The following is a 25208-nucleotide window of genomic DNA, read 5'->3' as shown; positions in this document are numbered from 1 at the left end:
CTCAACCGAAGTCTATTCTTTGCACTCCTCTGCTGCACCAAGGTAAGCTGACTGGCCTTCTTTATTTGGAAAATAACCTGACTGAAGGGGCTTTTACTACTGATCGGCTAGAATTGTTAAAACTTTTATCTTCCCAAATTGCTATTTCTATTGAGAATGCTCAACTTTACGATCAATTAGGGGAATACTCGCGAACGCTGGAACGTAAGGTTATAGAAAGAACGCAAGAATTGCAACAGGAAATCGCTGTTAGAATGCAAACAGAAAGAGCTTTGGGCCAGTCAGAGGAAAAGTTTTCTACAGCCTTTCGTTCCAGTCCTAACCCGATCGCGCTCGCCCGTTTCGCAGATGGACGCTACATCGAAGTCAACGACAGTTTCCTCAGCACTTTTAGTTACTCTCGCGAACAGGTAATCGGTTTTACACCAATTGAGTTGAATCTTTGGGTTAAATTAGAAGAATGTGGCAGATACAGACAGCTATTGCAAGAATCAGGAGTGCTTCGGAATCAGGAATTTGATTTTTGTACTTCATCAGGCGAGGTGAGGAAGATGCTGGTATCAGCAGATATTATTGATCTGGGTGGAGAAGCGTGTATTCTCTTAGTCATTAACGACATTACCGATCGTCAAAGGGTAGAAGAAGCGCTCAAAGAAAGTGAGGCTAAATACCGTGACTTAGTTGAAACATCGCAGGATATGATCTGGTCACTTGATGCTGAAGGGCGTTATACCTTCGTCAACGCTGCCGTCCAACAGATTTTTGGCTACAGCCCTGAAGAAATGATAGGGCGAAAATTCAGTGAGTTTCAGATACCTGAACAACTTCCCAAAGATAGCGAGATATTCCAACGTATGCTGAATGGAGAGTCCGTATTTCAGTATGAAACCATACAATTAGCTAGAGATAGTAGACCTATCAATCTCCGGTTTAATTCACTTGTAGTGCGGGATTCCGAGGGAAATATTCTAGGAATAACTGGCACAGCAAGCGATATTACGGAAAGTAAAAAAGCAGAGGCGGCCTTACAAAAAGCCAAAGAAGTTGCAGATGCGGCTAACAAGGCTAAAAGCGAATTTTTATCAAAAATGAGTCACGAATTACGAACTCCCCTAAATGCAATTCTCGGCTTTACCCAAGTGCTGGCGCGCGACTCATCCCTTTCTCACATACAGCAGGGACAGATAGGCATCATTAGCCGTTCTGGCGAGCATTTGCTGACGCTGATTAATGACGTGCTGGAAATGTCTAAAATCGAGGCAGGTCGGATTACCTTAAATCCTACTAGCTTTGACCTGTATCATTTGCTCCATTCTCTCGAAGAAATGCTCAAACTCAAAGCTGATTCTAAAGGTTTACAGCTCAGTTGGCACATCAACTCTAACATTCCTCAGTATGTAAAAACTGACGAAAATAAATTGCGTCAAGTCTTGATTAATCTGTTAGGAAATGCGATTAAGTTTACTGCGAAGGGCAGTGTAACGCTTCGGGTTGCAGCAATTAGTGCGAAACAAAAGTCCCCCATAGACAACGAACCACGGACTATTACGTTTGAAGTGGAAGATACTGGTTACGGCATTGCTCCTACTGAGCTAGATTCTCTATTTAAGGCTTTTGTGCAGACTGACGCAGGTCGGAAATCTCAAGAAGGAACAGGCTTGGGTTTACCCATCAGCCGACAATTCGTACAACTGATGGGAGGAGACATTACCGTCAACAGTACCTTGAATCGAGGAACAATTTTTAGTTTTGATATCCAAATTAGCTCCCCTGAGATGGCTGAAGTTCAACCTCGACAATCAAGAAAGCGGGTAATTGGTTTACAACCCAACCAACCCTCATATCGCATCTTGGTGGTTGATGATAAATGGGAGAGCCGTTTGCTATTGATTCATCTTCTCGAACCGCTTGGCTTGGAGGTGCGCGAAGCAGTAAATGGTCAAGAAGCTATTAGAATCTGGGAAACTTGGAAACCTCACCTAATTTGGATGGATATGCAAATGCCTGTGATAGACGGGTATGAGGCTACCAGACAGATTAAAGCCAAGATTCAAGATGAGGCTACCGCGATTGTTGCGTTGAGCGCTAGCGCTTTTGAGGAAGAGCGAGCCATTGTTTTATCATCAGGCTGTGACGATTTTGTGAGCAAGCCTTTCCAAGAAGAAGTTATTTTTGCCAAAATGGCTGAACATTTAGGGGTACAGTATATTTATGAAGATTTACCGAACTTTACATTATCTCAGCTTGAGGGTCAAGACTTGAGTGTAAAAGAAGGGGAAAAAACTGAAATTTTAAGGACAACTTTGGCGACAATGCCTACGGAGTGGGTGATACAGTTACATCATGGAGCTATCGATGCAGATGCTGACCTGATTTTAAGTTTAGTCGCCACAATCCCTGAATCCAATACTTCTTCTGCGGAGATTATTACCGATTGGATTCATAATTTTAGATATGATAAAATTACTGACTTAACAGAAAAATTTATCCCATGAACACCCAGAAATTAGAATCTTATGTTGACAATATTTTAGTGGTTGACGATACCCCAGACAACCTGCGTCTTTTATCCATTATGCTAAGGGACAAAGGATATAAAGTTCGGGGGGTAATAAACGGGGAAATGGCATTAAAAGCAGCGCGTTCAACCCCGCCAGATTTGATTTTGCTGGACATCACGATGCCCCAGATGAACGGCTACGAAGTGTGCCAACATTTAAAAGCGGATGGCAGAACTTCGGGTATTCCAGTGATTTTCTTGAGCGCCTTAAATCAAGTATTGGATAAAGTCACAGCATTTGCTGTTGGAGGAGTAGACTACATCACCAAGCCATTTGATTTAGAAGAAGTTTTAGCTCGTGTCGAAAATCAACTAACTATTCAGCGGTTGCAAAAAAAAATGCACGAGCAAAATGCGCGATTGCAGGAGTCCGAAGCTAAAGAGCGGGAGAAATCTCAGCAGCTAGAGCTGGCTTTACAACAGTTACAAAATGCACAAGCTCAACTAATTCAAAGCGAGAAAATGTCAAGTTTAGGGAATGTCGTAGCAGGGGTAGCTCACGAAATTAACAACCCGATTAGCTTCATTAAAGGGAACCTCTCGCCCGTAAGGGAGTACACTGAAGATTTGCTGAGGCTGGTGCAACTCTACGCAGAAGATTTCCCCAATCCCACAGCAGCTATCCAGGAACAACTAGAGGCGATGGATCTCACTTTTCTCAGGAAGGACTTGCCGAAGTTAATTGCTTCTATGAGCATAGGAGCTAACCGAATCGAAGAAATAGTGCAATCGCTGCGGAATTTTTCCCGACTCGATGAAGCTGAGTTAAAAGCGGTGGATATCCATGAAGGACTTGAGAGTACGCTGATGATTTTGCAGCATCGGCTGAAAGATGAAGCAGATCAAACGATAATTAAAGTGGTAAAAGAGTATGAGGCTCTGCCAAAGATAGAATGTTATGCGGGGCAAATGAATCAGGTTTTTATGAACGTCCTGAGCAATGCGATTGATGCGTTGCAGTCACAAAAAAGTTGGGAAAAAGAGGCCGATGATAACAGCCACATCCCTACTATTACTATTTGCACGAAGTTACTCTCCGATTGTCAAGTGGGTATTTATATTACTGATAATGGGCCGGGCATAAAAGAAGAGATTCAACAACGCATTTTTGAACCCTTTTTTACAACGAAGCAAGTGGGCCAAGGAAAGGGTTTGGGGTTATCGATCAGCTATACTATTGTAGTGGACAACCACGGGGGGCAACTCCGTTGTTTTTCGATACCGGATCAAGGGGCGACATTAGCCATCGAAATTCCGATTTGCCACTCTAAAAAACGTTTTTCTAAAGAAGATTTTGTTGGTGATAAGCCACACTAAACTCCAAGTATTCAAAAAGGGTGTAAAATCGTGGATCGTGTTTATTTAGGAGGGTTATAAGACACACTAAACTCCAAGTATTCAAAAAGGGTTTAAAATCGTGAATCGTGTTTATTTAGGAGTCATATCATGTCCGATCGATTAACCATAATATCCCGATCGGGGCGGGTTTTTGAGATTGTCAATTATTGGCAGGTATTGTTGGTGAACCCGCCCCTACTATTTGTCACAGAGTCGGAAACATTTTCCGGTAACGCTCGTTAAATTACCAAGGGTCGCCGACTTGCTTTTTTTAGTAGCTTATGCACTCTCAAACCCAAAATAATGATGAATTTAACCCCTCATTTATTTACAGCAAAAACCCTAGCAATTGTTTGTGTAATTGCTGCGTTTGTTGTCCTTGGTGGCAAAGTCTTTGCCACAACAATCGATTATGCACCGCCATTTAAAGAAACTAGCTTTTACAGTACGACTATATCTGCTAATAACGATTTAGCTGATATTTATTATCCTAAACCATCCGATCTTAATTCCGGTAATTACTCTTTCCCCATTGTACTTTTATTGCAAGGTGCGCTTGTAGATAAATCATTTTATTCAGATTACGCTAGCCATGTGGCGCGGTACGGCTTTGTGGTAGTCGTTCCGAACCATTTGCGCCCTTCGCCCTTCAATCCCACTTCACCGCCTAATTTGGCGTCGGAAACTTCGCAAATTGCGGCGGTTTTGTCTCAAATGGCGATCGAAAACACAAAGCCCACATCTCCGATCGCGTCTGTTATCGATACGCAGCGCCTGGGTTTATTGGGTCATTCTTTTGGTGGTGCAGTGGGGTTATCAGTGATTGCTAACAAATGTCTCCCAGAATTGTATTTGTGTCAAGAGCCATTTACCCGCCCGAAAGAACTATTAGCGGGTGCATTTTTTGGAGCTAACTTGCGGAATCCTATTGCTGATGAATTTGTACCCATCGCTAATGATGGCATTGCAGTGGCGTTGATTCAAGGGGATATCGATGGTGTCGCCCTGCCCGATCGATCTCAAAGCACCTTTGACCAAATTCAAACACCACCCAAAGCTTTGATTACTGTTATGGGTGCAAATCATTTCGGCATTACCGATGTTAATAACCCCGCTGGTGCGAACCCCGATCGCAATACTGCTACCTTAGAGCGAGCCGTGGGTATTGAAACGATCGCCCGTTGGAGCGCCCTGTTTTTGCGGGCACATATGCTTAAAGATCGATCGGCATTTGATTATATTTACTCTCAAGGTGACGCCCTCGATCCGAATGTCCGTGTTACCACCGTTGCAGTTCCCAAACCATCTTCTAAGTAGCTCCACCTCAAAAAACGTAAGATAGATTAAGGCTAATAGATAGTGTGCCTACATTTTTATTATTGGGCATCACTTATCTGACAGACCGCGAGGACTATATTGTTTTAAGTATCTATGTACAGTAATTTTATTTACACCTAAACGTTCAGCTACATCTGTAAGGCTTTGACTCGCTCCAGTTTTTAACCAATAAAGTGCCTGATTTTCTTGTTTATTAGGTAGAGTTCGCTGCTCGGACAAAATTATTTTTAACTCGTCTGCTGTTAAATCAATTCTTTCTTGGTAGTTTACTTTCATAAAGTATTACTCAAACTTTGTTCTTCATTGTAGACTTTCTTTGGCGGACATAATTTTATCAACTAAATTTCCGTTTTCAGTAACCTCAGCCTGCAGCTTAAAGACTAGCAACGTAATATCATCAAACACTTTCTGCTTACCGATATATTGCCGTACATCTACAATCACCGCATCCTTAACTTCTGCTGCAGACTTGTGCCAATTTTGACTAATCACTTCACACAGTTGCTTAAGTCCATACTGCTTTTTGCCGATGTTATAGGCTTCTGGAATGCCATCAGTATATAGCACCACGCCATCTCCAGGTTCTAGCTCAATCAGGATGTGACTGATGAAGCCTGCGATATCATCATCTAAAGCGATCGGGAAACCTAAATCGATCGTGTCGATGCGCTCAACTTCTCCATTTTTTCGCACCACTAGCGTTTCTTCATGCTGACCGCTGATGCTGATCCGTCCTTCGGAGTAGTTCAAAATCGCCAGTGTCAGACTTTTCTCAGAATTCATGCGCTGTACGTTTTTGTAGAGGGTACGGTTGAGTACATCCAGGAATCGAACTGGATCTAGTCCACGAATCTCTTGCAGGGTGCGAACTGAGGTTTGCGCCATCAGCATCAGAATGCCGCTTTCCAGGCCATGTCCGGTGACATCACCGATCGCCAGCGTGACAACACCATCGATCTGTAGCACGTCGTAGTAGTCCCCTCCTACTTCATCGGCGGGTTCCATGTATCCGGCGATATCTAGTCCCTCAATTTCCAGTTCATGAGGGTTAGGCAAAATCATTTGCTGGATCTGACGCGCCACATTCACTTCTGCACCTAAACGGAGGTTGTCTACTTTGAGTTTTTCGTTGAGGGTAATGATTTCCTGATTAGCATTAGCGAGTTCTGATGTTCGTTCTTTAACTTTGTCTTCGAGGGTTTCAAATGATTCTTGAATTTGCCTCGCCATGCTGTTGAAGGATCGTGCTAGCAGACCAATTTCGTCTCGCGATCCCATCTTCACACGCATATCTAAGTGACCCGCCGTAAACTGGGCAACCGCTTGGGTGAGGTAAATCAGAGGCTTGGTTAATAGTTGTGCGATCGCCAAAGCGATGATAGTTACAATTGTGGCGATGATTGCTAATAAAAGAAGTGCATCCTGTATTTGTTTTTCTACAGGTGCTAGGGCAACGGCAATGGGTTGTGCGAAAAGAACTGACCAAGGTTGATATTGCAGGCGGGCGATCGCTAAGAGGCTTAACTCATTATTACCCGTAGCTGTCAATCGTGTGATTAGATAAGGCTGTTTAGTGTCTAAAGCCTGCTTGAGGTCGGGCAAATTGATTGCAAGTTCTTCCGTTATATTTTTAGGCAAACGCCCTTCGCGTTGCAGTTTCACTACAACATTGGGTGACAAAGGTACAATTGATTTGAAAAGGAGTTCCGGTGTAGTGCTATGTGCCAGATGGATATAGTTCTCATCTAAAAGAACGGCTAACGATTTCGCACCTGCACGTTCAGTTTTCCGACTCACCAACTGCTGGACAGATGTGGCATTGTATGTCACCCGCAATACACCCAATATATTTCCCTTCGCATCGCGAACAGGACTGCTAAAGAAGAGCGTAACGAGGTTGGGAATTGTCGGCGATTGCCTAATGCTAGAAACAAAAGATAGTTGAGTTTTGAGCGGTTCTTGGAAGTAATCTTGACCGGATTCATCTCGTCCCACATCCAGTGTATTCGTATCGAGTACATTCCGTCCCTTTAAGTTGAGCAAGGCATAGGAGATAATATTAAGCGTATCTTTGCGACTGAGCCTGGTTAAGGTTTCAGTCGCTAACATCTCTTGGGGACTACCATTTCGCCGTTCTGGAGGTATGCCCAGATAGGCAGCCAAACCTGGTAAAATCGCTTCTACGCGCACGGCATTGAGATTCCCATCGATAAACCCATCTATTCTGTAAGCGGTTTCGTTAGCCGCCGCAGATAGCGCTTGTCGTGCGTTGTCGGTCAATGCCTTTTCTGTTGTCTGCTTGTTGACAAATGCTAGCAACAGCAACGGAATCAGAGCAACGACGAGAAACGACACGATTAACTTTGTACGAATGCTGTTGAAAAACAATCGCTTCATGGTTTGAGACTAGGAGGGGGGGTTAAGAAAGAAGAATTGAACAAGGTTTCTAGATTGGGAAGGCGCGTCACATTGCCAGCGCGAATAAAAAAGTCCGTATATTTTTTGGCAGTTTTGTAGATATAATTATGACTGTTTGATTGAAAGAAATTTTGATTGTCTGCAAAGTCAGTAAAGTCTATTCCGTCGAAAGAAATGGTATTGATGGGAATATTCAATGCTTTGCTGACGATCTCCTTTCCTTCGGGAATATTTGCTTCCCAATATGACAAGCCTTGAAGCCAGCCTCGCACAAAGGCGCGAATATCTTCGGGGCGATGGCGTATCACCTCACCCCGAAACGCGATTAAATCCAAAATTAAGCCTGGGGTTTGTTTGCTTGTAAACAGGATATGCGCCCCTAATTTTAATGCTTCAGAAAGATAGGGTTCCCAAGTGTGTCCTGCTTGGATAGCATTGTTTTGTAAGCGATTGGGAACTTCAAAAGTCTCGACTTTAACCAGTCTAACATCATCGCTTGTCAGCTTAGAGGTTTTCAACATCTCAGTAACGAAAACCTCGCTAAAGTCGCCTAGAGTTGCACCAAGCTTTTTTCCTTTCAAGTTAGGGATTGTTTTAATATCCGATTGCGCGACTACCACATCTGCCCCTGTCGATTCATCCACAACCATCACAGCTTGCATATCAGGATATGTGGCACTCAAAATCACAAAATCGCCCAAGGTCAATGCGATCGCATCATACTTCCCTGCACTGAAATCCGCGAAAAGCAATTGTGAGTGCTTTATATAGCTGAGTTCCACGTCTACCCCTTGCGCTTTGAAGAATCCTTTCTCTTGAGCAATGATCAGAGGTGTATAGCCAACAAAAGGAACACAAGATACTTTTAGGGCAGGAGGTTTTACTTTTAGAGGTGCCGAAGACTGACAAGCAAACAGCAGCCAGCAGGTAATAAATATACAGATGTAATTGAGTAATTTAGACATACTAGCTAGAGGATTCTTGGTGTAGAAAAGCCGACTCATATTTTCTTGATCCCGATCGACCTAAGTGCATCTTCCGCAATAGCCACTAAACTTGTTCCGGCGGCGATATCTAGAACAAGCTTGCCCGATCGCACTTTGACCAATTCTACTAACCGACTTGGAGCCTGTTTGTGAAATTCATTCTCGTAGTCGGGGCGGTTGTTGAAGTCATTGAGAATCTGCCGTTTGTAGGCACTTAGCGAGTCAGTCATGCCACTTTACTGGTTTAACTTTCTACTTTAGCAAGGTCTTTGACCTCAATTAAGAAATCAATAATCGGTTTTGCATCAATGCTCGGAATTGCTGTGCTACCGATATAGCAATCCTAAATCATGTGTGAATTTCTTACTCCCTCCCCTTACTAAGGGGAGGGTTGGGGTGGGGTAAAAAATTTACGACTCCTGCAAGGATTGCTATATGGTGAACGGTGACAGCCTTTTATCCCATTGCTAATGCAATCAGTTGTGACTCTTTAAGGAAGGTAATTCGCCATGCTGGATTGTGGGGAATTACTTCTACTTTTCGGAAGTTTTTCAACTGAGACCAAGACATAATTTTAACCTGTTAGCTAAATATTATTTGGCACGACCGTTACTATTTTATCAGCTCGATCGGCTCACCCGAAAATCTCAAGTATAAAAGATAAAATCTAAAAGCGAAATAGTTTTTACCAAAACTCAATTTGAATCGGGGTTTTTAAAGTGGCAGCATATTCAGGAACAGGCTTCCCTAGCCTGTTCCACAATCAAGATGATTAGGACTTAAGTTATGTGCAAGTTATCGAGCATGGTTTTAGCAGATGCGATCCAGTCGGGTAACTCGGGTGAGATCGCGTATACCCAAACGATCGCGTGTAGGTGTCGCATTTTACGGTACGGTTCCAGGGTGGCAAAGTCGGGCGCATTCGGATAAGCGGCTATCCCCTCATCGTCGAGGTTAATCAAGTCCCAGGCGATCGAACCGGTGCAAGTGTCCTCAAAATCGTTCCACAGCAATCCTTTCGCAGTTGGAATTAAATTTAAGGCATGGGCATCCCCGTGCAGCGGCTGCAACACGCTGACTGAATTGCTTAACTGCCTCAGCAGGCGATCGTAATTTGTTTGCAGCAGCGTCAGGTCACTTTCTGGCAGAATATTGCCAAGCTGTTCGAGCCTTTCGATCCCGCGCGGAATATCGTTGAGGGGCGGCGCCAGCAGCGGCAAATCGCCCGGGTAATCGCGCAGAATCGCGTGCAGTTCAGCTTGCATTCGTCCGACTGTCGCCCCATCGGGCAAAGCATCAGAGATTGGTTCAAAGTAGCGCCAGAAGCTGATCGCCAAACCGTCGCAATGGTGGGGTACCGGGGGTAAAAAATCGCTAGGAGGGACTACAGGAGCGCCTTTGGCAGCCAGAAAGGCGGCGACAGAGAGTTCGCGGGCCAACCAAGACTCGACGGGCGATCGCAGTACGGGGGTTAGGGTAGCGATCCGAGCCACAATGGGTGCAGGTTTCAGGTGAACTCGCACGGAATAGGTGTCAGCAAGCACGTGGGGGTCGTTTACCCGAATGCCGGCTGCTGAGGCAACAGACACCGATGCTGCGACGGCGCGGGCTGTAAGTGCGGGGCGATCGAATTCTGTGGATGGCATAAGCGGCACATTAAAACTGGTTCGCAGTTGGCCCCAGCCGACGAGTCAACGCGCAACTGCGAACCTACTTATTTGTATTATAGCGTAATACAAAAGCTCACACTCGCAACGCAGAGAGCATGAGGGAGCTTCCGCGATACAATCTTTGTTTGGTAAAGAATTTTTACAAGTTCTGTGTCCATCACAGGCTTTTCGGTCTGTATTACCCAACCTGCCTGAAAATATGGATTTTGCTACTCTTGCTGCCCAGCTAAATGCTGGAACTATCTTGCCAGAGGGAATTGTCATCATCACCCTCTTGGTGGTTCTCGTCGGCGATTTAATCGTAGGCCGCAGTTCCTCGGGTTGGACTCCCTACGTTGCCGTTGCGGGTTTGCTAGCCGCCGTCGCTGCCTTGTGTTTGCAGTGGGATAACGTTGATACCATCTCGTTTCTAGGCGGTTTTAACAGCGATGCCTTGAGTTTAGTGTTTCGCGGCATTATCGCTTTGACCGCGGCTGTCACTATTTTGATATCCGTCCGCTATGTACTGCAAACTGGTACTGCTTTAGCGGAATTCATCGGCATTTTACTCACCGCTACTTTGGGGGGAATGTTCCTCAGTGGCGCTGATGAATTGGTGATGATTTTTATTTCGTTGGAAACTCTGAGTATCTCGTCTTATTTGCTGACGGGTTACACAAAACGCGACCCGCGTTCCAATGAAGCTGCTTTGAAATATTTGTTAATTGGGGCTTCTTCTTCGGCAGTGTTTCTCTACGGGCTTTCGCTGCTGTACGGGTTGTCTGGCGGCGAAACTAAGTTAAGTGCGATCGCGGCTAACCTTTCTACTGTGAATGAAGGTCAATCTCTCGGTTTGGTGATTGCTTTGGTTTTTGCGATCGCCGGAATCGCTTTCAAAATCTCCGCAGTTCCCTTTCACCAGTGGACACCTGACGTTTACGAAGGTTCTCCTACACCCGTTGTTGCCTTTCTTTCTGTCGGTTCCAAAGCAGCAGGTTTTGCCCTAGCAATCCGCTTGTTAACAACTGCTTTCCCCGCACTTATCGAACAGTGGCACTTCGTGTTCACGGCCTTAGCCATTCTCAGCATGGTGTTGGGAAATGTGGTTGCCCTCGCCCAGACTAGCATGAAGCGTCTTTTGGCTTATTCGTCGATCGCCCAAGCCGGTTTTGTGATGCTGGGTTTGATTGCAGGAACAGAAGCCGGTTACTCCAGCATGATATTTTATATGTTGGTTTACCTGTTTATGAACTTGGGTGCTTTCGCCTGCATCATCCTGTTCTCCCTGCGGACTGGAACCGACCAAATTAGCGAATACTCCGGTTTGTACCAAAAAGACCCGCTGTTAACTTTAGCCTTAAGTATTTGCCTGCTTTCTCTCGGTGGAATTCCGCCCCTGGCTGGATTTTTCGGCAAAATATATCTGTTCTGGGCCGGCTGGCAAGCAGGACTTTACGGCTTAGTTATTCTGGGATTAATTACCAGCGTAGTTTCGATTTACTACTACATCCGCGTTGTCAAAATGATGGTAGTAAAAGAACCTCAAGAAATGTCAGACTCGGTAAAAAATTATCCCGAAGTTCGCTGGAACCTTCAGGGAATGCGGCCTTTGCAAGTCAGCGTTGTACTCACTTTGGTGGCGACAACATTGGCGGGAATTTTGTCTAACCCTTTGTTTAATTTGGCTAATGATGCTGTTACCAAAACTCCCATGTTGCAGTCGGCATTGAGTCATGTGCAACCTGTTGTGGCTGCTAAAATTGACTCGAATTAGGTGTCTCGCCGGGATTAATTTTTCCTGGTTTTGAAATAGTGGAAAACGCCTGACTCTTTGCAGTTGGGCGTTTCTTTTTTGTTGTGATATACTGTTAATTATGATTTTTGACCGCAGATGTAGGCAGATTAACGCAGATTAACGCAGATAAAAGTTAGTACAGAGGCAACAATGTTAGTACAAAGTAAGGAAAAGTTTTATACTCCAGATGAGTACCGGGAGTTAGAGGAAACTGCTGAGTTTAGAAATGAATACCGCGATGGAGAAATTGTAAAAATGACGGGTGGTAGTATTAATCACAGCCGGATTATCCGAAATTTGAGTAGAGTCTTGGGAAATTTGCTTGAGGGGCAGCCCTATGAGCTTTTTCACAACGATTTGCGGTTGTGGATTCCTCGGTACCGACGGGGAACTTACCCGGATGTGATGGTGATTGAAGGGGAGCCAGTTTTCAACGAGGGACGCAGTGATGAGATCCTCAATCCGATGCTGATTGTGGAAGTGCTTTCTAAGTCTACCAAAAATTTTGATCGAGAGGATAAGTTTCGGTTTTATCGATCTATCCCTGAATTCTGTGAATATGTGTTAGTCAATCAATCTGAGTTTTTAGTCGCACAATATATTAAAACAGAATCGAATGAATGGTTATTTCGGGAATATGAGGGAGAGACAGCAACAGTTTCTTTTGCTTCCTTGGGAGTGCAAATGTCGATGAGCGAGATTTATGCAAAAGTGGTATTTGAAAGTCAGGAAACGGAAGTGCAGCAGTAAAATTAATGCTATGGGGTGATGCAAGGTCTAGCTTGGTAACAGTAAAACAATAATAATTTGGTTGGTGGTGAGGACTTTAGTCTTCTAATTTTTATGAGGGAAGATATGGATAACTACCGAATTGTCGAAACTTTGACCGAAAGCCAGGTTTCCGACTTGATGGATTTGTACAAAAACGAGTTTTGGAGCGACAAGCGGACGCGGGAAGATGTTGTGAAAATGCTGGCTTCTACTGATGTTATCATTGGTTTGGTCGATGAGAGCGATTCCCTGCGGGATAGCTACGCTTCACGACTAATTGGCATTACCCGCGTCATTACCGATTTTGTCTACAGAGCCATGATTTTTGATGTCATCATCAAGCCGACACACAGAAAGATGGGACTGGGTGCGAAGTTGATGGATGCAGTTTTAACTCATCCCGAACTGCAAGCTGTCGAGCATTTTTATCTTAATTGTTTGCCGAACATGATGCCGTTTTACGAGCGTTGGGGTTTTTCGGATGAGGTGGGAGAACTAAAGTTTTTGCGGCGAACAACACGCTAAACTCAGCCATTTTAAAGCCCCAATTTTTCTCTAATTACGTCTTCTTTGAAACCTACTAAAACAGCCGTTTCATCTTTAACGAAAAGAGGACGTTTCAGCAGCATCGCATCTTTAGCAAAAGCCTCCACCCACTGTTCGCTAGTCCAATTTTTCTTGTCATCGCCCAAAGCGCGGTAAGATTGACCGGAAGTATTTCGCATGGGTTGAAAACCCAAAGCAGCTACCCAGCTTTGAATTGTTTCGCGAGTCGGTGGCTGTTCTTTTGTGTTAATGAACTCGTAATTAACATCGCTATCTTTGAGCCACTGGAAAGCTTTTTTGCAGGTTCCGCAGTTCGGGATTCCGTAAACTTGAATTGACATAATGATTGTTGATAGTTGACTGTTGACTGTTGACTGTTGACTGTTGGCTAATAACAACTAACAACTGACTGTTGACTGTTGGCTAATAACAACTAACAACAACTGACTGTTGACTGTTGACTGTTGACTGTTGGCTAATAACAATTAACAACTGACAACTGACAACTGACTAATGACTAATGACTACTGACTAATCTAGCTTGTTGAACCCATTTTTGCACACGATCGACTGAAGGAGTCAAGTCATTGCGCTGCATTGTCGCTACGTGCAGCCTTAAAACTTGTTGGTGCAATCTCTCCACGGGCATTTGAGCCAATTGAGCCGGAGAAGCAACGCCGGCGTGAAGTAACAGCCCGCAATACTGACACCCTACACTTGGAATTCGAGCCAAATTTGCCATCGCTACCCATTTATTAACATATTGAATGTTAATCTGTAATTGATGGGCTAGCAACACTTTCGCCGCCTGCGTTTTCGTCATGCGAATTAGTTGTCCGGTTGTGGTGATGCTGCACTCTTCCAGTTGAGATTGGTTTTCCTTGCTCAATCCCGGTAAGTGTGCGATCGGCCAATCGCGTACTTGCACAGAAGTTTGAGGAGCTTTATGAGAAATTTTCATGTTTTTTCAGTTAATTTTACTTATACTTTAAAGTCTTATATATCAAACAGTCAATAGAGGCGATCGCTCACGTGACCTAATCAACAAAAACCAGACCGAGGAGTTTGACTAATTGCGGGTGTTGTGACATTTCGGCTAATTGCCTCCAAAGTAGCACTCTCAGCCTATTTTCCTGTCTGTGACTCAGGCTTACTGCTTAACCAAATCATCCAGGCGATGACGACAAAGACTATAAAAAAGACAGCCTATAAATGCTAGCAAAAAAGAAGTTACCGATGAAAAATATCGCAACAATGGCTGCCAAGTTGGCCGTCAGAATTTTAGTGCTTTAATGCTGAGAATGCAAAAACTTGTGGCTGACTGCAAACCCAACTCAAAATTATAGGTTTTTACCCATGACAATTACACAAGGTGATGATTCGTTAACTAATACTTTACAGCAACGGCGGCAAAAACTGGCTAGTTTAATTAATTTTCCGGTAATTTTATGGTCGGGGCGCAGCATTCCTCGCAATTATCCGGCACTTACTTATCCCTTTCGTGCCAGCAGTCACTTTCTATATTTTGCTGGTTTGCCCTTAGAAAATGCTGCCATTCGCTTAGAATCGGGCAAATTAGAATTGTTCTTAGATGACGCACCTGCTAGCAGCACGCTTTGGCACGGAGAAATGCCGAAAAGAGCAGAAATTGCCGAACTAATTGGGGCTGATGCTGCTTTTCCAATGGCTGAATTGAAAGCGCGATCGACAAATGCAGCAACGATCGCAATTCAGGATTCTTGGACTCAGTTGCAACAGTCTCAAATTCTCGCTCGCCCTCTGGCACCGCCCAACTCGCCAACCGGAATCGACCTAGAATTAACTCAGGCAATTATATCTCTGCGCCTGAGCCACGATGCAGGCAGTTTGGCCGAATTGCGTCAAGCTGCGGCTGTCACTGTAGAAGCTCACAAAGCGGGGATGGCGGCAACTCGAAATGCTCAAATTGAAGCAGGGGTGCGCGCTGCAATGGAAAGTGTCATCATCTCCAAAAATATGACCTATGCCTATCCTAGTATCGTGACTGTGCATGGAGAAGTGCTGCACAGCGAACATTATCACAATCCCCTACAAACCGGAGATTTGTTGTTAGCAGATGTCGGTGCGGAAACATCAACGGGATGGGCGGCTGATGTGACTCGCACTTGGCCGGTTTCTGGGAAGTTTTCTTCGACTCAAAGAGCGATTTATGATGTAGTTTTGGCAGCACACGATGCTTGTATTGATAAAATTAGTCCGGGGGTGGAATATCAAGACATTCATCTATTAGCTGCTCGGATTATGGCGGAAGGATTGGTTGATTTGGGCATTTTGCGGGGGAATGTTGAAGATTTGGTAGAAATGGATGCTCACGCGCTGTTTTTTGTGCACGGAATCGGACATTTAATCGGTTTGGATGTTCACGATATGGAAGATTTAGGAGATTTGGCTGGCTATGAAGAAGGAAGAACGAGAAGCAGTCGGTTTGGGTTGGGATTTTTGCGATTGAATCGAGTTTTGCGTCCGGGAATGCTAGTATCTATCGAACCGGGATTTTATCAAGTTCCGGCAATCTTAAACAACCCAGAAAACCGTGCGAAATATAAAGATTTTGTTAAGTGGGAGCAGTTGGACAAATTTGCCGATGTGCGGGGGATACGCATAGAAGATGATATACTTGTCATCAATGAGGGTAGAGAAGTATTGACAGGGAAATTGCCCACAAAAGCTCTGCAGATTGAGGAGTTAGTTGCGGTAAATACGTAAGTAGAGCAGAGTTCGATCGCACATACGCAGTTCCATCAGGGGTGAAAAAAAATAAATAAAGATGAATAAAGGTTTGCCAACAAGTCTTTTGATATTAGTTAAAAAAGTGCTCTCGCAAGTCAGAAAAATCGCAGCACTAATACTTCCACGCATTGTTCGTAAACCTATATCCTCGCGGCATCCGATGCAAGCTGCACCTTTGCCGGGCAACGAAGAAGAGAGGCTAGAAGCACTTCACCGCTACAACATTCTCGACACAGAAGCCGAAGCAGCTTTTGATGATCTAACAGCTTTAGCATCTTATATTTGCGGCACTCCGATTGCTTTAGTCAGCTTAATAGATTCTAACCGACAGTGGTTTAAATCCAAAGTCGGTCTGGAAGCGCCAGAAACTCCGAGAGAGTTAGCTTTTTGCGCCCACGCTATTTTAAATCCCAACGAATTGCTAGTTGTACCTAATGCTCTAGATGACGATCGCTTTGTCGGGAATCCGCTAGTAACTTCCGATCCCAATATTCGGTTTTATGCTGGAGCCCCCCTAGTAACTCCTGACGGTTATCCGATCGGCACTTTGTGCGCGATAGATACAGTTCCTCGTAATCTCACCCCACAACAGCTAGAAGCGCTGCGGACTTTAGGAAGGCAAATTATCAACCACATGGAGTTGCGAATCAATCTGACTAAATTAAAGCGCACACTGATCAAGAACAAACAAGTAGAAGAAAAACTCCGTTCTACCGACGAGCAAATTGTCAATTTTTTAGAAGGAATGAGCGATGCTTTTTTTGCTTTCGACACCCAGTGGCGATTTACTTACGTCAATTACAAAGGCTCGCAATTTTTGAAGCGCTCGCAGGAAGAACTTTATGGTAAAAATTTTTGGGAAGAGTTTCCAGAATTCGTAAATTCTGATTTTTATAAAGAGTATCATGGAGCTGTAGCCAAACAAATTGGAGTGGCTTTTGAAAAATATTATCGTCCCTTAAAAGTGTGGTTGGAAGTCAGGGTTTTTCCTTCTCACGACGGTATCTCTGTGTTTTTTCATGATATAACTAAGCGCAGGCAGATGGAATCTGCACTCAGGAAAGAACAGAAAAAAACTGAAAGTTTACTGCTAAATATTTTGCCCGAACCGATCGTCGAGCGGTTGAAGCACGAACCGGGGGTAATTGCAGACAAGTTTGAAAAAGCAACAATTCTTTTTGCTGACTTGGTGAATTTTACCCAAATTTCTACTACCATGTCCGCAACTAAATTAGTGTACTTGCTGAATGAAATTTTTTCAGCTTTTGACGGACTGAGTGAGAAGCACGGCTTAGAAAAAATCAAGACGATCGGCGACGCTTACATGGTAGCAGCCGGTATTCCCATTGAACGTCCAGACCACGCAGAGGCGATCGCCGAAATGGGGCTGGATATGCTAGCAGCAATTAAAGAATTAAATGTGAAGCTAGACGCGAAATTTGACCTCCGCATCGGGATTAATAGTGGCCCGGTGGTAGCGGGGGTAATCGGCACTAAAAAATTCATTTACGATTTGTGGGGAAATGCCGTGAATACAGCCAGCCGCATGGAATCTCACGGCATAACAGGTCGCATTCAAGTCAGCCACTATACTTATGAGTTGCTGCAGGATAAATATGAATTTGAAGATCGTGGCGAGATCGAGATTAAAGGTAAAGGGGAAATGCGGACTTATTTGCTGACGGGTAGAAAAACAGTAAGCGATCTCAAAATCTTAGAGTAAATAAAACTAAGACTTGAAAGTACCTGATTGTTGAGGGAAACTTTGCAGGCTGCGATTAATCGCTTCTTCGGCGCGATCGTCCTGTGCTAGAACGGCTGCTGCAGATCAACCAAATAAGATTATGCTATAGACAGAGATATCGGAGCAATCCTATGTCCGGTACTCGACGTTATAAAAATACTAAGTTGAAGTCGTCGGAGCCTTTAATAATGGTTCAATTTCATATTCAAACCGATAGCGATATTCCAGCATCCACCCAACTATTCAATCAAATCAGGTTTGCGATCGCCTCGCGACAATTTCCGCCCGGACACCGCTTGCCCAGCACCAGACAGCTAGCCATGCAGACGGGTTTGCACCGCAACACCATCAGCAAAGTATACCGACAGCTTGAAAATACCGGACTCGTAGAAGCCCAAGCAGGATCGGGCATTTACGTCCGTGCTCAAGGCAACGAACACGGCAACAAACTCAAATCTCCGATCCTCGAAGAATATCCCCTTGCCAACAAAATAGTGCAAGGAAGTATCGATCAACTGCTGGGACAGGGCTGTACGCTCAACCAAGCGAGGGAATTATTTTTGGCCGAAATTGACTGGCGGCTCAGGTGCAGCGCCCGCGTGGTCGTCACAGCCCCCACAGAAGACATCGGCGTGGGTGAACTGATGGCGAAAGAACTCGAACAAGCTCTTCGCATTCCCATACAGTTAGTGCCAATGGAACAGCTAGGTACTTTTTTGGATCAAATCTCTTCGGGAACTGTGATCACGAGTCGATATTTTATCGGAGAAGCAGAATCGATTTCGGCACCGCGTTCTGTGCGAGTTATTCCCGTAGACATCTACGACTACAGCCAGGAAATCCAGCTAGTCGGGGGTTTGCCGAAAGACAGTTATTTGGGTCTCGTCAGCCTGAGTCCGGGAATGCTACGATCGACCGAAGTCATCATCCACAGCATCCGGGGAGAGGATTTGCTGGTAATGACGGCCTTGGTGTCAGACGAGTACAAGATTAACTCGATCGTGCGATCGGCCAGAACAATTTTTTGCGACCAACCGAGTTTTGCTACAGTAAAAGCTGCTATCAATGCGGCTAGAGAAGATATTATTCGTCCCCCGCAACTGATATGCTCCGAAAATTACATCGGATCTAAGTCGATTAATTTGCTCAAGCGCGAGTTGGGCTTGGGGTAAGTCAGTTGACAGTTGACAGTTGACAGTTGACAGTTGACAGTTGATAGTTAGCACTTGACAGTTGGCAGTTGTTATTTGTTGTTCTAATTTCCAATAACCAATAACCAATAACCAATAACCAATAACCAATAACTAATAACCAATAACCCATGACCATTGAAATCCAACCTTCAATTAATGTTAAAACCGCGATCGAAAGCCGCCGGGCCGCGCGCAGCTTCAAACCCGATCCGATTCCCCCAGCAATCTTGGCAGAGATTTTGCGGTTGGGAGTGCGATCGCCCTCTGGTTACAACTTGCAGCCTTGGCGGTTTATCGTACTTCAAAACGCAGCCAGCAAGGAAAAATTAAAAGCTTGCGCCTTCGATCAGCGCCAAGTCGTAGAAGCCCCAACAGTATTAATCTGTTGTGGCGATCGACGCGCCGGTGAACCCGAAAACACCGAAGCCGTCATCGAATTGGGCAAAACCACAGGCGCAATGAATGACAATTTAGCCGGTTATATGCGACAAGCAATCCCGCAATTGTTCGAGAACCGTCCCTGCTTCGACTCCCTAGAAACTTGGACAAACAGACATACAATGCTCGCAGTAGCTCACTTAATGATTGCAGCTAAAAGTTTTGGGGTAGACAGTTGTCCGATGGAAGGTTTTGTCAGCGCTAAGGTGAAAGAAGCCTTTAAAATTCCCGAAGAAGTAGATGTTTGCTGTTTGCTACCGCTTGGTTATGCAGCAGAACCTTTCAAACAATATGGCGGACGTTTTGACCTGACTCAAGTTTATTACAGCGAAAGTTATGGACAGGCTTTGCAAGCTGAAATTTGAGAGTTAAGATTTTGTTGCAACTTTAATTTTTAGAGTTAAGATTTGGAACGAATCGGTGATCAAGTTCAAACAAATCAAAAAAGCCGACTGTTCTCCAATCTAAAATCTAAAATTCCCAATCTAAAATCGCAAGTGGTGAGATCTGACAGAGGAAAAAATATGACAATAGCAACGCGACAAAGCAACGCCCAACTTCTAGAAGTAAAATTGCAGCAGCACTTGCAAGCAGCCGGATTTAAAAAATTACCGCTTTATATTAGTTGCGATTTTCGAGATGAATCTTTAACGGTTGTGGGAGAACACCCGCGCAGTTTAGTTCTCAAAGCCAAACCGACTTTTGCGGTGCTAGAAGCAGCAATTCTCGAAATAGAACCAGAATCTATTCAACAGATTGGACTTTGCCTAAAAATTACCGGGCAAAAACAGCCTTATGCTTTCCATTCTTTTACCATGCACAACCCTGTTTTGTCAAGACCAAAAACAGTGCCGTTGTTCAAAAAAACCGAGAATATTCCCGCAGAAGAAACCGGGATAGTCTTAACAGAAAATGTTGCCGAGACGGCGGATGTAGAGGAGGAGATACCGTTAGAAACAGATGGAAAAGATGCGTGGGATGAAGAATATTTCCCCAATTTGTCTGAGAGTTCCAGCAATTCCGAGCCGATCGCCTTTAGGGTAGCTGCAATCCCGGCAGATATTGGAGACAATCCCTTCAATCCGCTGGATATGGAAGCGGTAACAGTTGCCCAAAAACCCAAGCATTCACCGTTGGCGATGCTGGCTGCTGCAGGAATCATCAGTGTCGCCGCGCTAGTTTTGGCAGGCGGTTATTATATGCTGAGCCGCCCCTGCGTCATCGGAGGATGTAGTGCTTTAGCTAATGCCAAACAGTTGAGCGAGAATTCGACTAAGACTCTAAAAACGTCAAAAGTTGCTAACAGCCCCCAAGAAGCGCAGAAACAGTTAAAACAGGCGATCGCCCTTTTAGAACCGATTCCCTCCTGGTCAATTCATCGCGGTGAAGCTCAAAGCGCTCTAGAAAGCTACCGGAAGCAAAATCAGAATTTAAACTCTGCGATCGATGCAGCGCGCCTCGCACAGTCAGCAGCCCAAAAAACCCAAAATCCGCCTTATTCTGCCGAGAACGGGCAGGAAGCGCAAGCTCTGTGGCAAAGTGCGATCGGCGAACTCGGAGAAATCCCCACAGACAGTCCAGTTTATCCGTTTGCTCAGAAAAAAAAGCAGGAATACCGGAAGAATGTAGCAACAGGAAATCGGCAGTTAAGCACAGAGAAAAAAGCCGAAAAAACGCTGCTCGCCGCCAAAAATACAGCCCAAATAGCAGAAGCTCGCGAAGCAGTAGCTCAGACAGCCGAGACTTGGGATCAAGTGCAAGCAGGTTGGGAAGAATCCCTCGCAATCCTATCAGAAATTCCCACGGGCACGACATCTTACCAACAAGCTAAACTGTTAGTTCCCAAATACGAAACCAAACTTTCAGAAGCTCGCGAGCGCAAAAATGTCGAAGGAATTTCGGAAAATGCGTATACTCAAGCTGTTACTTTAGCAGCGGAAGCTCAAATTTTTGAGGGCAAAAACGCCTGGTTTAAAGCATCAGAATCCTGGCGAAGAGCTTTGAGTTACGCGGAGCAAGTGCCGGCGGCAACTGCCTATTCTCAGAAAGCCCAACCGCTGATCGCTTCCTACAAAACTTCATTGCAGCAAGCAGAAGTAAAGTTGCAGGAAGAAAGAAACCTGCAAAAAGCCCGCACCGATTTAGATAGAACTTGCAAAGGCAACCCCAAGATTTGCGACTATACTGTTAGCAAAGATTTGATTGCGGTGCAGATGACTCCAGGTTACGTGCAGAAATTGCAACAAACTTTCATTCAAGCAAACAACAACAATGCTGTGAAGTCTCGCCAAGCTGTAGAAAAGCACGTTCAAACGTTGCAAAAAGCTTTGGAGGCGATCGCCGAAAACGCCAAAATCCCGATGCAGGTGTACGATGGCGAAGGCCAGCGGATTGGGAGTCACGAACCGAAGTAGCTGTAGTTGTAGGGTGCGTGAGGGCAAAAAATCTGTCAGAGCGATCGCAATATTTACACTCACGCATCCCCAGCAATTTCATCCGCCGTCAATCCCGCTTGAAAAACTTGTTGCGCCGTCAAATCTAACTCAGGAAAAGTTGGCGACTCAATCCTATCATCTCCCCGAAATAGACTAACTTCATACTCACCATCAACCAACCGATAAATCGAAATAGTCGGTTGTTTTGGGTTGCCAATAAACCGACGGCCGCCCAAACCGAGATAATCCACAATCCAGTATTCAGGAATCCCGATTAGTTCGTATTCGCCCACTTTTTTGATGTAGTCATCTTGCCAGTTAGTGCTAACTACTTCAACAACAAGCGGAATTGATGCCCCTTGAGTCACAGTGGAGAATTTTTTCCACATAGGTTCTGACGCTAAGTTGGGGCGATTTAATATCGGAATATCGGGCGAATAAGCTGATTCGTTTTCCAGTGGCTTAACTAATGCTTGTTTGGGGATGAAGTACGGAAGTTTTACCTTTCTAAACTCAGCAGTTAACTCTGAGGCTAAAAAACCGATAACTTCTTCATGGTCTCCTAATGGCTGTGACATTTCAACAATCTCTCCATTGTGCAGTTCATAACGTCCGTTTTCTGGCTTCCATTCTGCAAATTCTTCAAAAGTTAGCGTTTTAGTTGCTATTTGAATCATGGTTATTCTCCTGAATTATGGGCGGGCGGGCTAGAAGCCCACCCCACAAGATAAACTCACTCTTTGTGGAACAGGCATCTTGCCTGTTGGGCCCACCTCACAAGAAAGCTTAAGTCTTGTGGAATAGGCATCTTGCCTGTTCTTAAAAATACTGCGGGTTTAATAGATAAGCTGTCTGGCACCTAAATTGTATTTTTCGGGCGGGCTAGAAGCCCACCCCACAAGAAGAAAATTTAAGTCTTGTGGAACAGGCATCTTGCCTGTTCTTAAAAATAGTGCCAAATGCAAGTTCCTACCTACATTATATTACCAATTATCAATGCCCAATGCCCAATTCCCAATGCCCAATCACCAATTCCCAATTACCATTTGATCAATTGTGAATCTTGATTGAAAAACTTCCTGGACAATCCCTCAGTCAACAGCAGAGTTGCGATTACAGTTGCCAGCGCTAACACAAACATAATCAAAATCTGGTAAGATGCTGCATCGAGAGGACTGACACCGCTCAGCATTTGACCTGTCATCATTCCGGGTAAAGTTACGATTCCTACCACTGTCATGGTATTTAAAAGCGGGATTAATCCAGCTTTGATCGCATCTTTGCGGTACTGTTTTACTGCTTGCTGCGGCGTGGAACCTAAACTTAAATGGGTTTCTATTTCTAACTGGCTGCTATTAACTGTACTGACAAGTCTTTCGCCGGCGATCGCCCCGGAGTTCATGGCATTGCCCAAAATCATACCCGCTAAAGGAATCAGGTATTGCGGTTCGTACCAAGGGTCAGGTTGCAAAATTAGCAAGTTTGTATAGGCGAGAGTCAAGGCCGTACTTATCAAAATTGAACCCCACACTAAGGGCAGTAAGTTCTTGATTTTTTTGCTGATGCGGTTACTGGCAACCATGCTAGCTGTTGTCAGCATAATTGCTAAAACTGCTAAAACCAGCCAAGGATTTTTTCCCTCGGGGTCAAATACGACTGCGAGCACGTACCCGACTAAGATTAGCTGGATCAGGGTGCGCCCCGCCGCGATCGCGATCGCCCCCTCCAGCCCCAATCCCTGCCACGCCGAAAGCCCGATCGCGATCGCCACCATCCCCAAAGCCCAACCCAAATCTGTCAAATCTAGCAGAATTAACACCGGCCCACCCTTTAGATAACGTGATTGTTTGCCTGTCCAAATATAAGATATTGCAATAAAGGTTTCTGGAAAACAGTTTTGCTGCAAGAATTTGCTTTGATAATGCTTGAAATTTATGGTGTGAAGAGTGAATAATGTTCCCCCCCTCGACTTAACCCGCCAATACGCGCAGATTGGCGACGAGATAACCGCTGCAGTGCAAAAAGTGCTTGCCTCTGGCGGCTACGTAGGCGGCCCAGCCGTAAAGAGTTTTGAACGAGAGTTCGCAGACTACACGGGAGTTTCCGAGTGCGTTGGCTGCAACTCCGGCACGGATGCCTTGATTTTGGCCTTGCGAGCTCTCAAAATTGGCCCCGGCGATGAAGTGATTACCACTCCTTTTACCTTTTTTGCTTCGGCTGAGACAATTAGCGCCGTCGGTGCGACTCCAGTATTTGTCGATATTGACAGCGAGACTTTTAATCTGGATGTCGAACTCCTCGAAGCGGCAATTACCGACAAAACCAAGGCAATTATGCCCGTCCACATCTTCGGCCAACCGGTAGACATGACTCGGTTGATGGAAATTGCGACTCAGCACAATTTAGCCGTAATTGAAGATTGCGCCCAATCTGTCGGGGCCGAGTGGCAGTCTCGAAAAGTCGGCAGCATCGGTCATGTCGGCTGCTTCAGTTTTTATCCGACCAAAAACTTAGGCGCTTGCGGTGACGGTGGGGCGGTGACGACAAATGATCCAGCCCTCGCAGCTTCGATGCGAGTGCTCAAAGAACACGGACAGTCTTCTAGGTATTTCTACGAAGAAATCGGGTACAACAGCCGTTTAGATGCCCTGCAAGCGGTGATTCTCAGCATTAAATTGCGGTATCTCGACAGTTGGAACGCCCAGCGGCGGGAGAAAGCGGCACTTTACAGCGAATTTCTCTGCCGCGTGCCCGGAGTTGCCGTCCCCAAAGAATTGCCGGAAGCAAAAGGAGTTTGGAATCAATACACGATCCGGCTGACAAGTCCAGAAAAGGCGCAAAATCCCTCTGGCGATTTTCGAGATTGGATGCGGGCTCAGTTGCAGGAAGCTGGCATCGGTTCGATGGTTTACTATCCGTTACCTTTGCACCTGCAACCTGTTTACAAATCTTTAGCTTATCAAGCAGGTCAGTTGCCAAATGCTGAGCAAGTTTGTCGCGAAGTCTTGTCTTTGCCGATGTTCCCGGAACTGTCGAGGGATCAACAAGAGCGGACGATTTATGGGCTGAAAGATTGCTTGGCAAAGGCCGATCGCATCCGGTAGCTTTGGCGCGATGGCATCAGCGATGGAAATGCAGGAGGAGAAAAGAATTGCAGGGTTGCAGTGCTGTGAGAATGTGCAGGGTTCAGGGAGAGCTGTTAAGTATTTTGACTGATCACTTGTACTT

22 protein-coding genes are annotated in these 25208 nt (G+C 45.1%); 12 read left to right on the top strand and 10 right to left on the bottom strand.

Features of this window, described 5'->3' with window-relative positions:
* The 3 genes from QUA43_RS20790 to QUA43_RS20780 all read left to right on the top strand — a co-directional run.
* Positions 1 to 2495, top strand: a 2495-nt coding sequence (locus tag QUA43_RS20790; RefSeq protein WP_333376182.1) for a PAS domain S-box protein, incomplete at its 5' end; no start/stop codon positions are given.
* Complete coding sequence (locus tag QUA43_RS20785; RefSeq protein WP_333376181.1) at positions 2492 to 3877, top strand: response regulator; 1386 nt, start codon at positions 2492 to 2494, stop codon at positions 3875 to 3877. The genes QUA43_RS20790 and QUA43_RS20785, both read left to right, overlap by 4 nt.
* A 324-nt stretch (positions 3878 to 4201) precedes the next feature.
* A complete protein-coding gene (locus QUA43_RS20780; protein ID WP_333376180.1) occupies positions 4202 to 5215 on the top strand; it encodes a poly(ethylene terephthalate) hydrolase family protein in 1014 nt (337 codons plus the stop codon).
* Positions 5216 to 5284: 69 nt separating this feature from the next.
* Here the strand turns inward: QUA43_RS20780 and QUA43_RS20775 are convergent, their stop codons facing one another.
* From QUA43_RS20775 to QUA43_RS20755, 6 genes are all read right to left on the bottom strand, one after another.
* Complete coding sequence (locus tag QUA43_RS20775; RefSeq protein ID WP_333376179.1) at positions 5285 to 5512, bottom strand: helix-turn-helix domain-containing protein; 228 nt, start codon at positions 5510 to 5512, stop codon at positions 5285 to 5287.
* Between the two features lie 24 nt (positions 5513 to 5536).
* Complete coding sequence (locus tag QUA43_RS20770; RefSeq protein ID WP_333376178.1) at positions 5537 to 7633, bottom strand: SpoIIE family protein phosphatase; 2097 nt, start codon at positions 7631 to 7633, stop codon at positions 5537 to 5539.
* Positions 7630 to 8619 (bottom strand): ABC transporter substrate-binding protein, encoded by a 990-nt coding sequence (locus tag QUA43_RS20765; protein ID WP_333376177.1) that lies wholly within the window; start codon positions 8617 to 8619, stop codon positions 7630 to 7632. Before QUA43_RS20765 ends, QUA43_RS20770 begins: the two co-directional genes overlap by 4 nt.
* Positions 8620 to 8654: 35 nt before the next feature.
* Positions 8655 to 8870 carry a hypothetical protein gene (locus tag QUA43_RS20760; protein ID WP_333376176.1) on the bottom strand — a complete coding sequence of 72 codons (216 nt, stop codon included), beginning with the start codon at positions 8868 to 8870 and terminating at the stop codon, positions 8655 to 8657.
* 14 nt (positions 8871 to 8884) lie between these two features.
* Positions 8885 to 8935 carry a hypothetical protein gene (locus tag QUA43_RS30915; RefSeq protein ID WP_445301989.1) on the bottom strand — a complete coding sequence of 17 codons (51 nt, stop codon included), beginning with the start codon at positions 8933 to 8935 and terminating at the stop codon, positions 8885 to 8887.
* Positions 8936 to 9419: 484 nt separating this feature from the next.
* Complete coding sequence (locus QUA43_RS20755) at positions 9420 to 10286, bottom strand: phosphotransferase (RefSeq protein ID WP_333376175.1); 867 nt, start codon at positions 10284 to 10286, stop codon at positions 9420 to 9422.
* Between the two features lie 223 nt (positions 10287 to 10509).
* Between QUA43_RS20755 and QUA43_RS20750 the strand changes: the two genes are divergently transcribed.
* The 3 genes from QUA43_RS20750 to QUA43_RS20740 all read left to right on the top strand — a co-directional run bounded on the left by QUA43_RS20750 (position 10510) and on the right by QUA43_RS20740 (position 13380).
* Entirely contained in the window at positions 10510 to 12063 is a 1554-nt protein-coding gene (locus QUA43_RS20750) for an NAD(P)H-quinone oxidoreductase subunit N (RefSeq protein ID WP_333376174.1), read from the top strand.
* Positions 12064 to 12234: 171 nt separating this feature from the next.
* Complete coding sequence (locus QUA43_RS20745; RefSeq protein WP_333376173.1) at positions 12235 to 12834, top strand: Uma2 family endonuclease; 600 nt, start codon at positions 12235 to 12237, stop codon at positions 12832 to 12834.
* Between the two features lie 105 nt (positions 12835 to 12939).
* The gene (locus QUA43_RS20740) at positions 12940 to 13380 is read left to right on the top strand and encodes a GNAT family N-acetyltransferase (protein ID WP_333376172.1); all 441 of its coding nucleotides are present in this window, start codon (positions 12940 to 12942) and stop codon (positions 13378 to 13380) included.
* 11 nt (positions 13381 to 13391) lie between these two features.
* Here the strand turns inward: QUA43_RS20740 and QUA43_RS20735 are convergent, their stop codons facing one another.
* Complete coding sequence (locus QUA43_RS20735; RefSeq protein ID WP_333376171.1) at positions 13392 to 13742, bottom strand: Spx/MgsR family RNA polymerase-binding regulatory protein; 351 nt, start codon at positions 13740 to 13742, stop codon at positions 13392 to 13394.
* A 176-nt stretch (positions 13743 to 13918) separates the two neighbouring features.
* Positions 13919 to 14362, bottom strand: a complete 444-nt coding sequence (locus QUA43_RS20730; RefSeq protein WP_333376170.1) for a DUF4332 domain-containing protein — start codon at positions 14360 to 14362, stop codon at positions 13919 to 13921.
* Between the two features lie 395 nt (positions 14363 to 14757).
* Between QUA43_RS20730 and QUA43_RS20725 the strand changes: the two genes are divergently transcribed.
* The 5 genes from QUA43_RS20725 to QUA43_RS20700 all read left to right on the top strand — a co-directional run bounded on the left by QUA43_RS20725 (position 14758) and on the right by QUA43_RS20700 (position 21959).
* Complete coding sequence (locus tag QUA43_RS20725; RefSeq protein WP_333376169.1) at positions 14758 to 16146, top strand: aminopeptidase P family protein; 1389 nt, start codon at positions 14758 to 14760, stop codon at positions 16144 to 16146.
* A gap of 61 nt (positions 16147 to 16207) precedes the next feature.
* Positions 16208 to 17893, top strand: coding sequence for an adenylate/guanylate cyclase domain-containing protein (locus tag QUA43_RS20720; RefSeq protein ID WP_333376168.1), 1686 nt, complete (start codon positions 16208 to 16210; stop codon positions 17891 to 17893).
* A gap of 209 nt (positions 17894 to 18102) precedes the next feature.
* Positions 18103 to 19086, top strand: coding sequence for a GntR family transcriptional regulator (locus QUA43_RS20715; RefSeq protein ID WP_333250258.1), 984 nt, complete (start codon positions 18103 to 18105; stop codon positions 19084 to 19086).
* A gap of 149 nt (positions 19087 to 19235) precedes the next feature.
* Complete coding sequence (locus QUA43_RS20705; RefSeq protein ID WP_333376167.1) at positions 19236 to 19910, top strand: nitroreductase family protein; 675 nt, start codon at positions 19236 to 19238, stop codon at positions 19908 to 19910.
* A gap of 159 nt (positions 19911 to 20069) precedes the next feature.
* Positions 20070 to 21959 (top strand): hypothetical protein, encoded by a 1890-nt coding sequence (locus QUA43_RS20700; RefSeq protein ID WP_333376166.1) that lies wholly within the window; start codon positions 20070 to 20072, stop codon positions 21957 to 21959.
* Between the two features lie 59 nt (positions 21960 to 22018).
* Here the strand turns inward: QUA43_RS20700 and QUA43_RS20695 are convergent, their stop codons facing one another.
* Positions 22019 to 22657 carry a Uma2 family endonuclease gene (locus QUA43_RS20695; RefSeq protein WP_333376165.1) on the bottom strand — a complete coding sequence of 213 codons (639 nt, stop codon included), beginning with the start codon at positions 22655 to 22657 and terminating at the stop codon, positions 22019 to 22021.
* Between the two features lie 362 nt (positions 22658 to 23019).
* Entirely contained in the window at positions 23020 to 23799 is a 780-nt protein-coding gene (locus QUA43_RS20690) for an ABC transporter permease (protein WP_333376164.1), read from the bottom strand.
* A gap of 127 nt (positions 23800 to 23926) precedes the next feature.
* Between QUA43_RS20690 and QUA43_RS20685 the strand changes: the two genes are divergently transcribed.
* A complete protein-coding gene (locus tag QUA43_RS20685) occupies positions 23927 to 25084 on the top strand; it encodes a DegT/DnrJ/EryC1/StrS family aminotransferase (protein WP_333376163.1) in 1158 nt (385 codons plus the stop codon).
* The last annotated feature ends 124 nt before the right edge of the window (positions 25085 to 25208 follow it).

Source organism: Microcoleus sp. N9_B4 (genome assembly GCF_036701635.1).
Taxonomy (GTDB): Bacteria; Cyanobacteriota; Cyanobacteriia; order Cyanobacteriales; family Microcoleaceae; genus Microcoleus.
Note: the sequence above shows the minus strand (reverse complement) of the source record. Positions and strands in the feature narration are given on the sequence as shown.

Excerpts from the sequence above, each read along its gene's own strand:
- QUA43_RS20705 (WP_333376167.1), top strand. The coding sequence starts at position 19,236 with ATGACCATTGAAATCCAACCTTCAATTAATGTTAAAACCGCGATCGAA.
- QUA43_RS20725 (WP_333376169.1), top strand. The coding sequence starts at position 14,758 with ATGACAATTACACAAGGTGATGATTCGTTAACTAATACTTTACAGCAA.
- QUA43_RS20770 (WP_333376178.1), bottom strand. The coding sequence starts at position 7,633 with ATGAAGCGATTGTTTTTCAACAGCATTCGTACAAAGTTAATCGTGTCG.
- QUA43_RS20700 (WP_333376166.1), top strand. The coding sequence starts at position 20,070 with ATGACAATAGCAACGCGACAAAGCAACGCCCAACTTCTAGAAGTAAAA.
- QUA43_RS20760 (WP_333376176.1), bottom strand. The coding sequence starts at position 8,870 with ATGACTGACTCGCTAAGTGCCTACAAACGGCAGATTCTCAATGACTTC.
- QUA43_RS20785 (WP_333376181.1), top strand. The coding sequence starts at position 2,492 with ATGAACACCCAGAAATTAGAATCTTATGTTGACAATATTTTAGTGGTT.
- QUA43_RS20740 (WP_333376172.1), top strand. The coding sequence starts at position 12,940 with ATGGATAACTACCGAATTGTCGAAACTTTGACCGAAAGCCAGGTTTCC.
- QUA43_RS20755 (WP_333376175.1), bottom strand. The coding sequence starts at position 10,286 with ATGCCATCCACAGAATTCGATCGCCCCGCACTTACAGCCCGCGCCGTC.
- QUA43_RS20720 (WP_333376168.1), top strand. The coding sequence starts at position 16,208 with ATGAATAAAGGTTTGCCAACAAGTCTTTTGATATTAGTTAAAAAAGTG.
- QUA43_RS20735 (WP_333376171.1), bottom strand. The coding sequence starts at position 13,742 with ATGTCAATTCAAGTTTACGGAATCCCGAACTGCGGAACCTGCAAAAAA.
- QUA43_RS20775 (WP_333376179.1), bottom strand. The coding sequence starts at position 5,512 with ATGAAAGTAAACTACCAAGAAAGAATTGATTTAACAGCAGACGAGTTA.
- QUA43_RS20730 (WP_333376170.1), bottom strand. The coding sequence starts at position 14,362 with ATGAAAATTTCTCATAAAGCTCCTCAAACTTCTGTGCAAGTACGCGAT.
- QUA43_RS20715 (WP_333250258.1), top strand. The coding sequence starts at position 18,103 with ATGGTTCAATTTCATATTCAAACCGATAGCGATATTCCAGCATCCACC.
- QUA43_RS20695 (WP_333376165.1), bottom strand. The coding sequence starts at position 22,657 with ATGATTCAAATAGCAACTAAAACGCTAACTTTTGAAGAATTTGCAGAA.
- QUA43_RS20750 (WP_333376174.1), top strand. The coding sequence starts at position 10,510 with ATGGATTTTGCTACTCTTGCTGCCCAGCTAAATGCTGGAACTATCTTG.
- QUA43_RS20745 (WP_333376173.1), top strand. The coding sequence starts at position 12,235 with ATGTTAGTACAAAGTAAGGAAAAGTTTTATACTCCAGATGAGTACCGG.
- QUA43_RS20765 (WP_333376177.1), bottom strand. The coding sequence starts at position 8,619 with ATGTCTAAATTACTCAATTACATCTGTATATTTATTACCTGCTGGCTG.
- QUA43_RS20780 (WP_333376180.1), top strand. The coding sequence starts at position 4,202 with ATGATGAATTTAACCCCTCATTTATTTACAGCAAAAACCCTAGCAATT.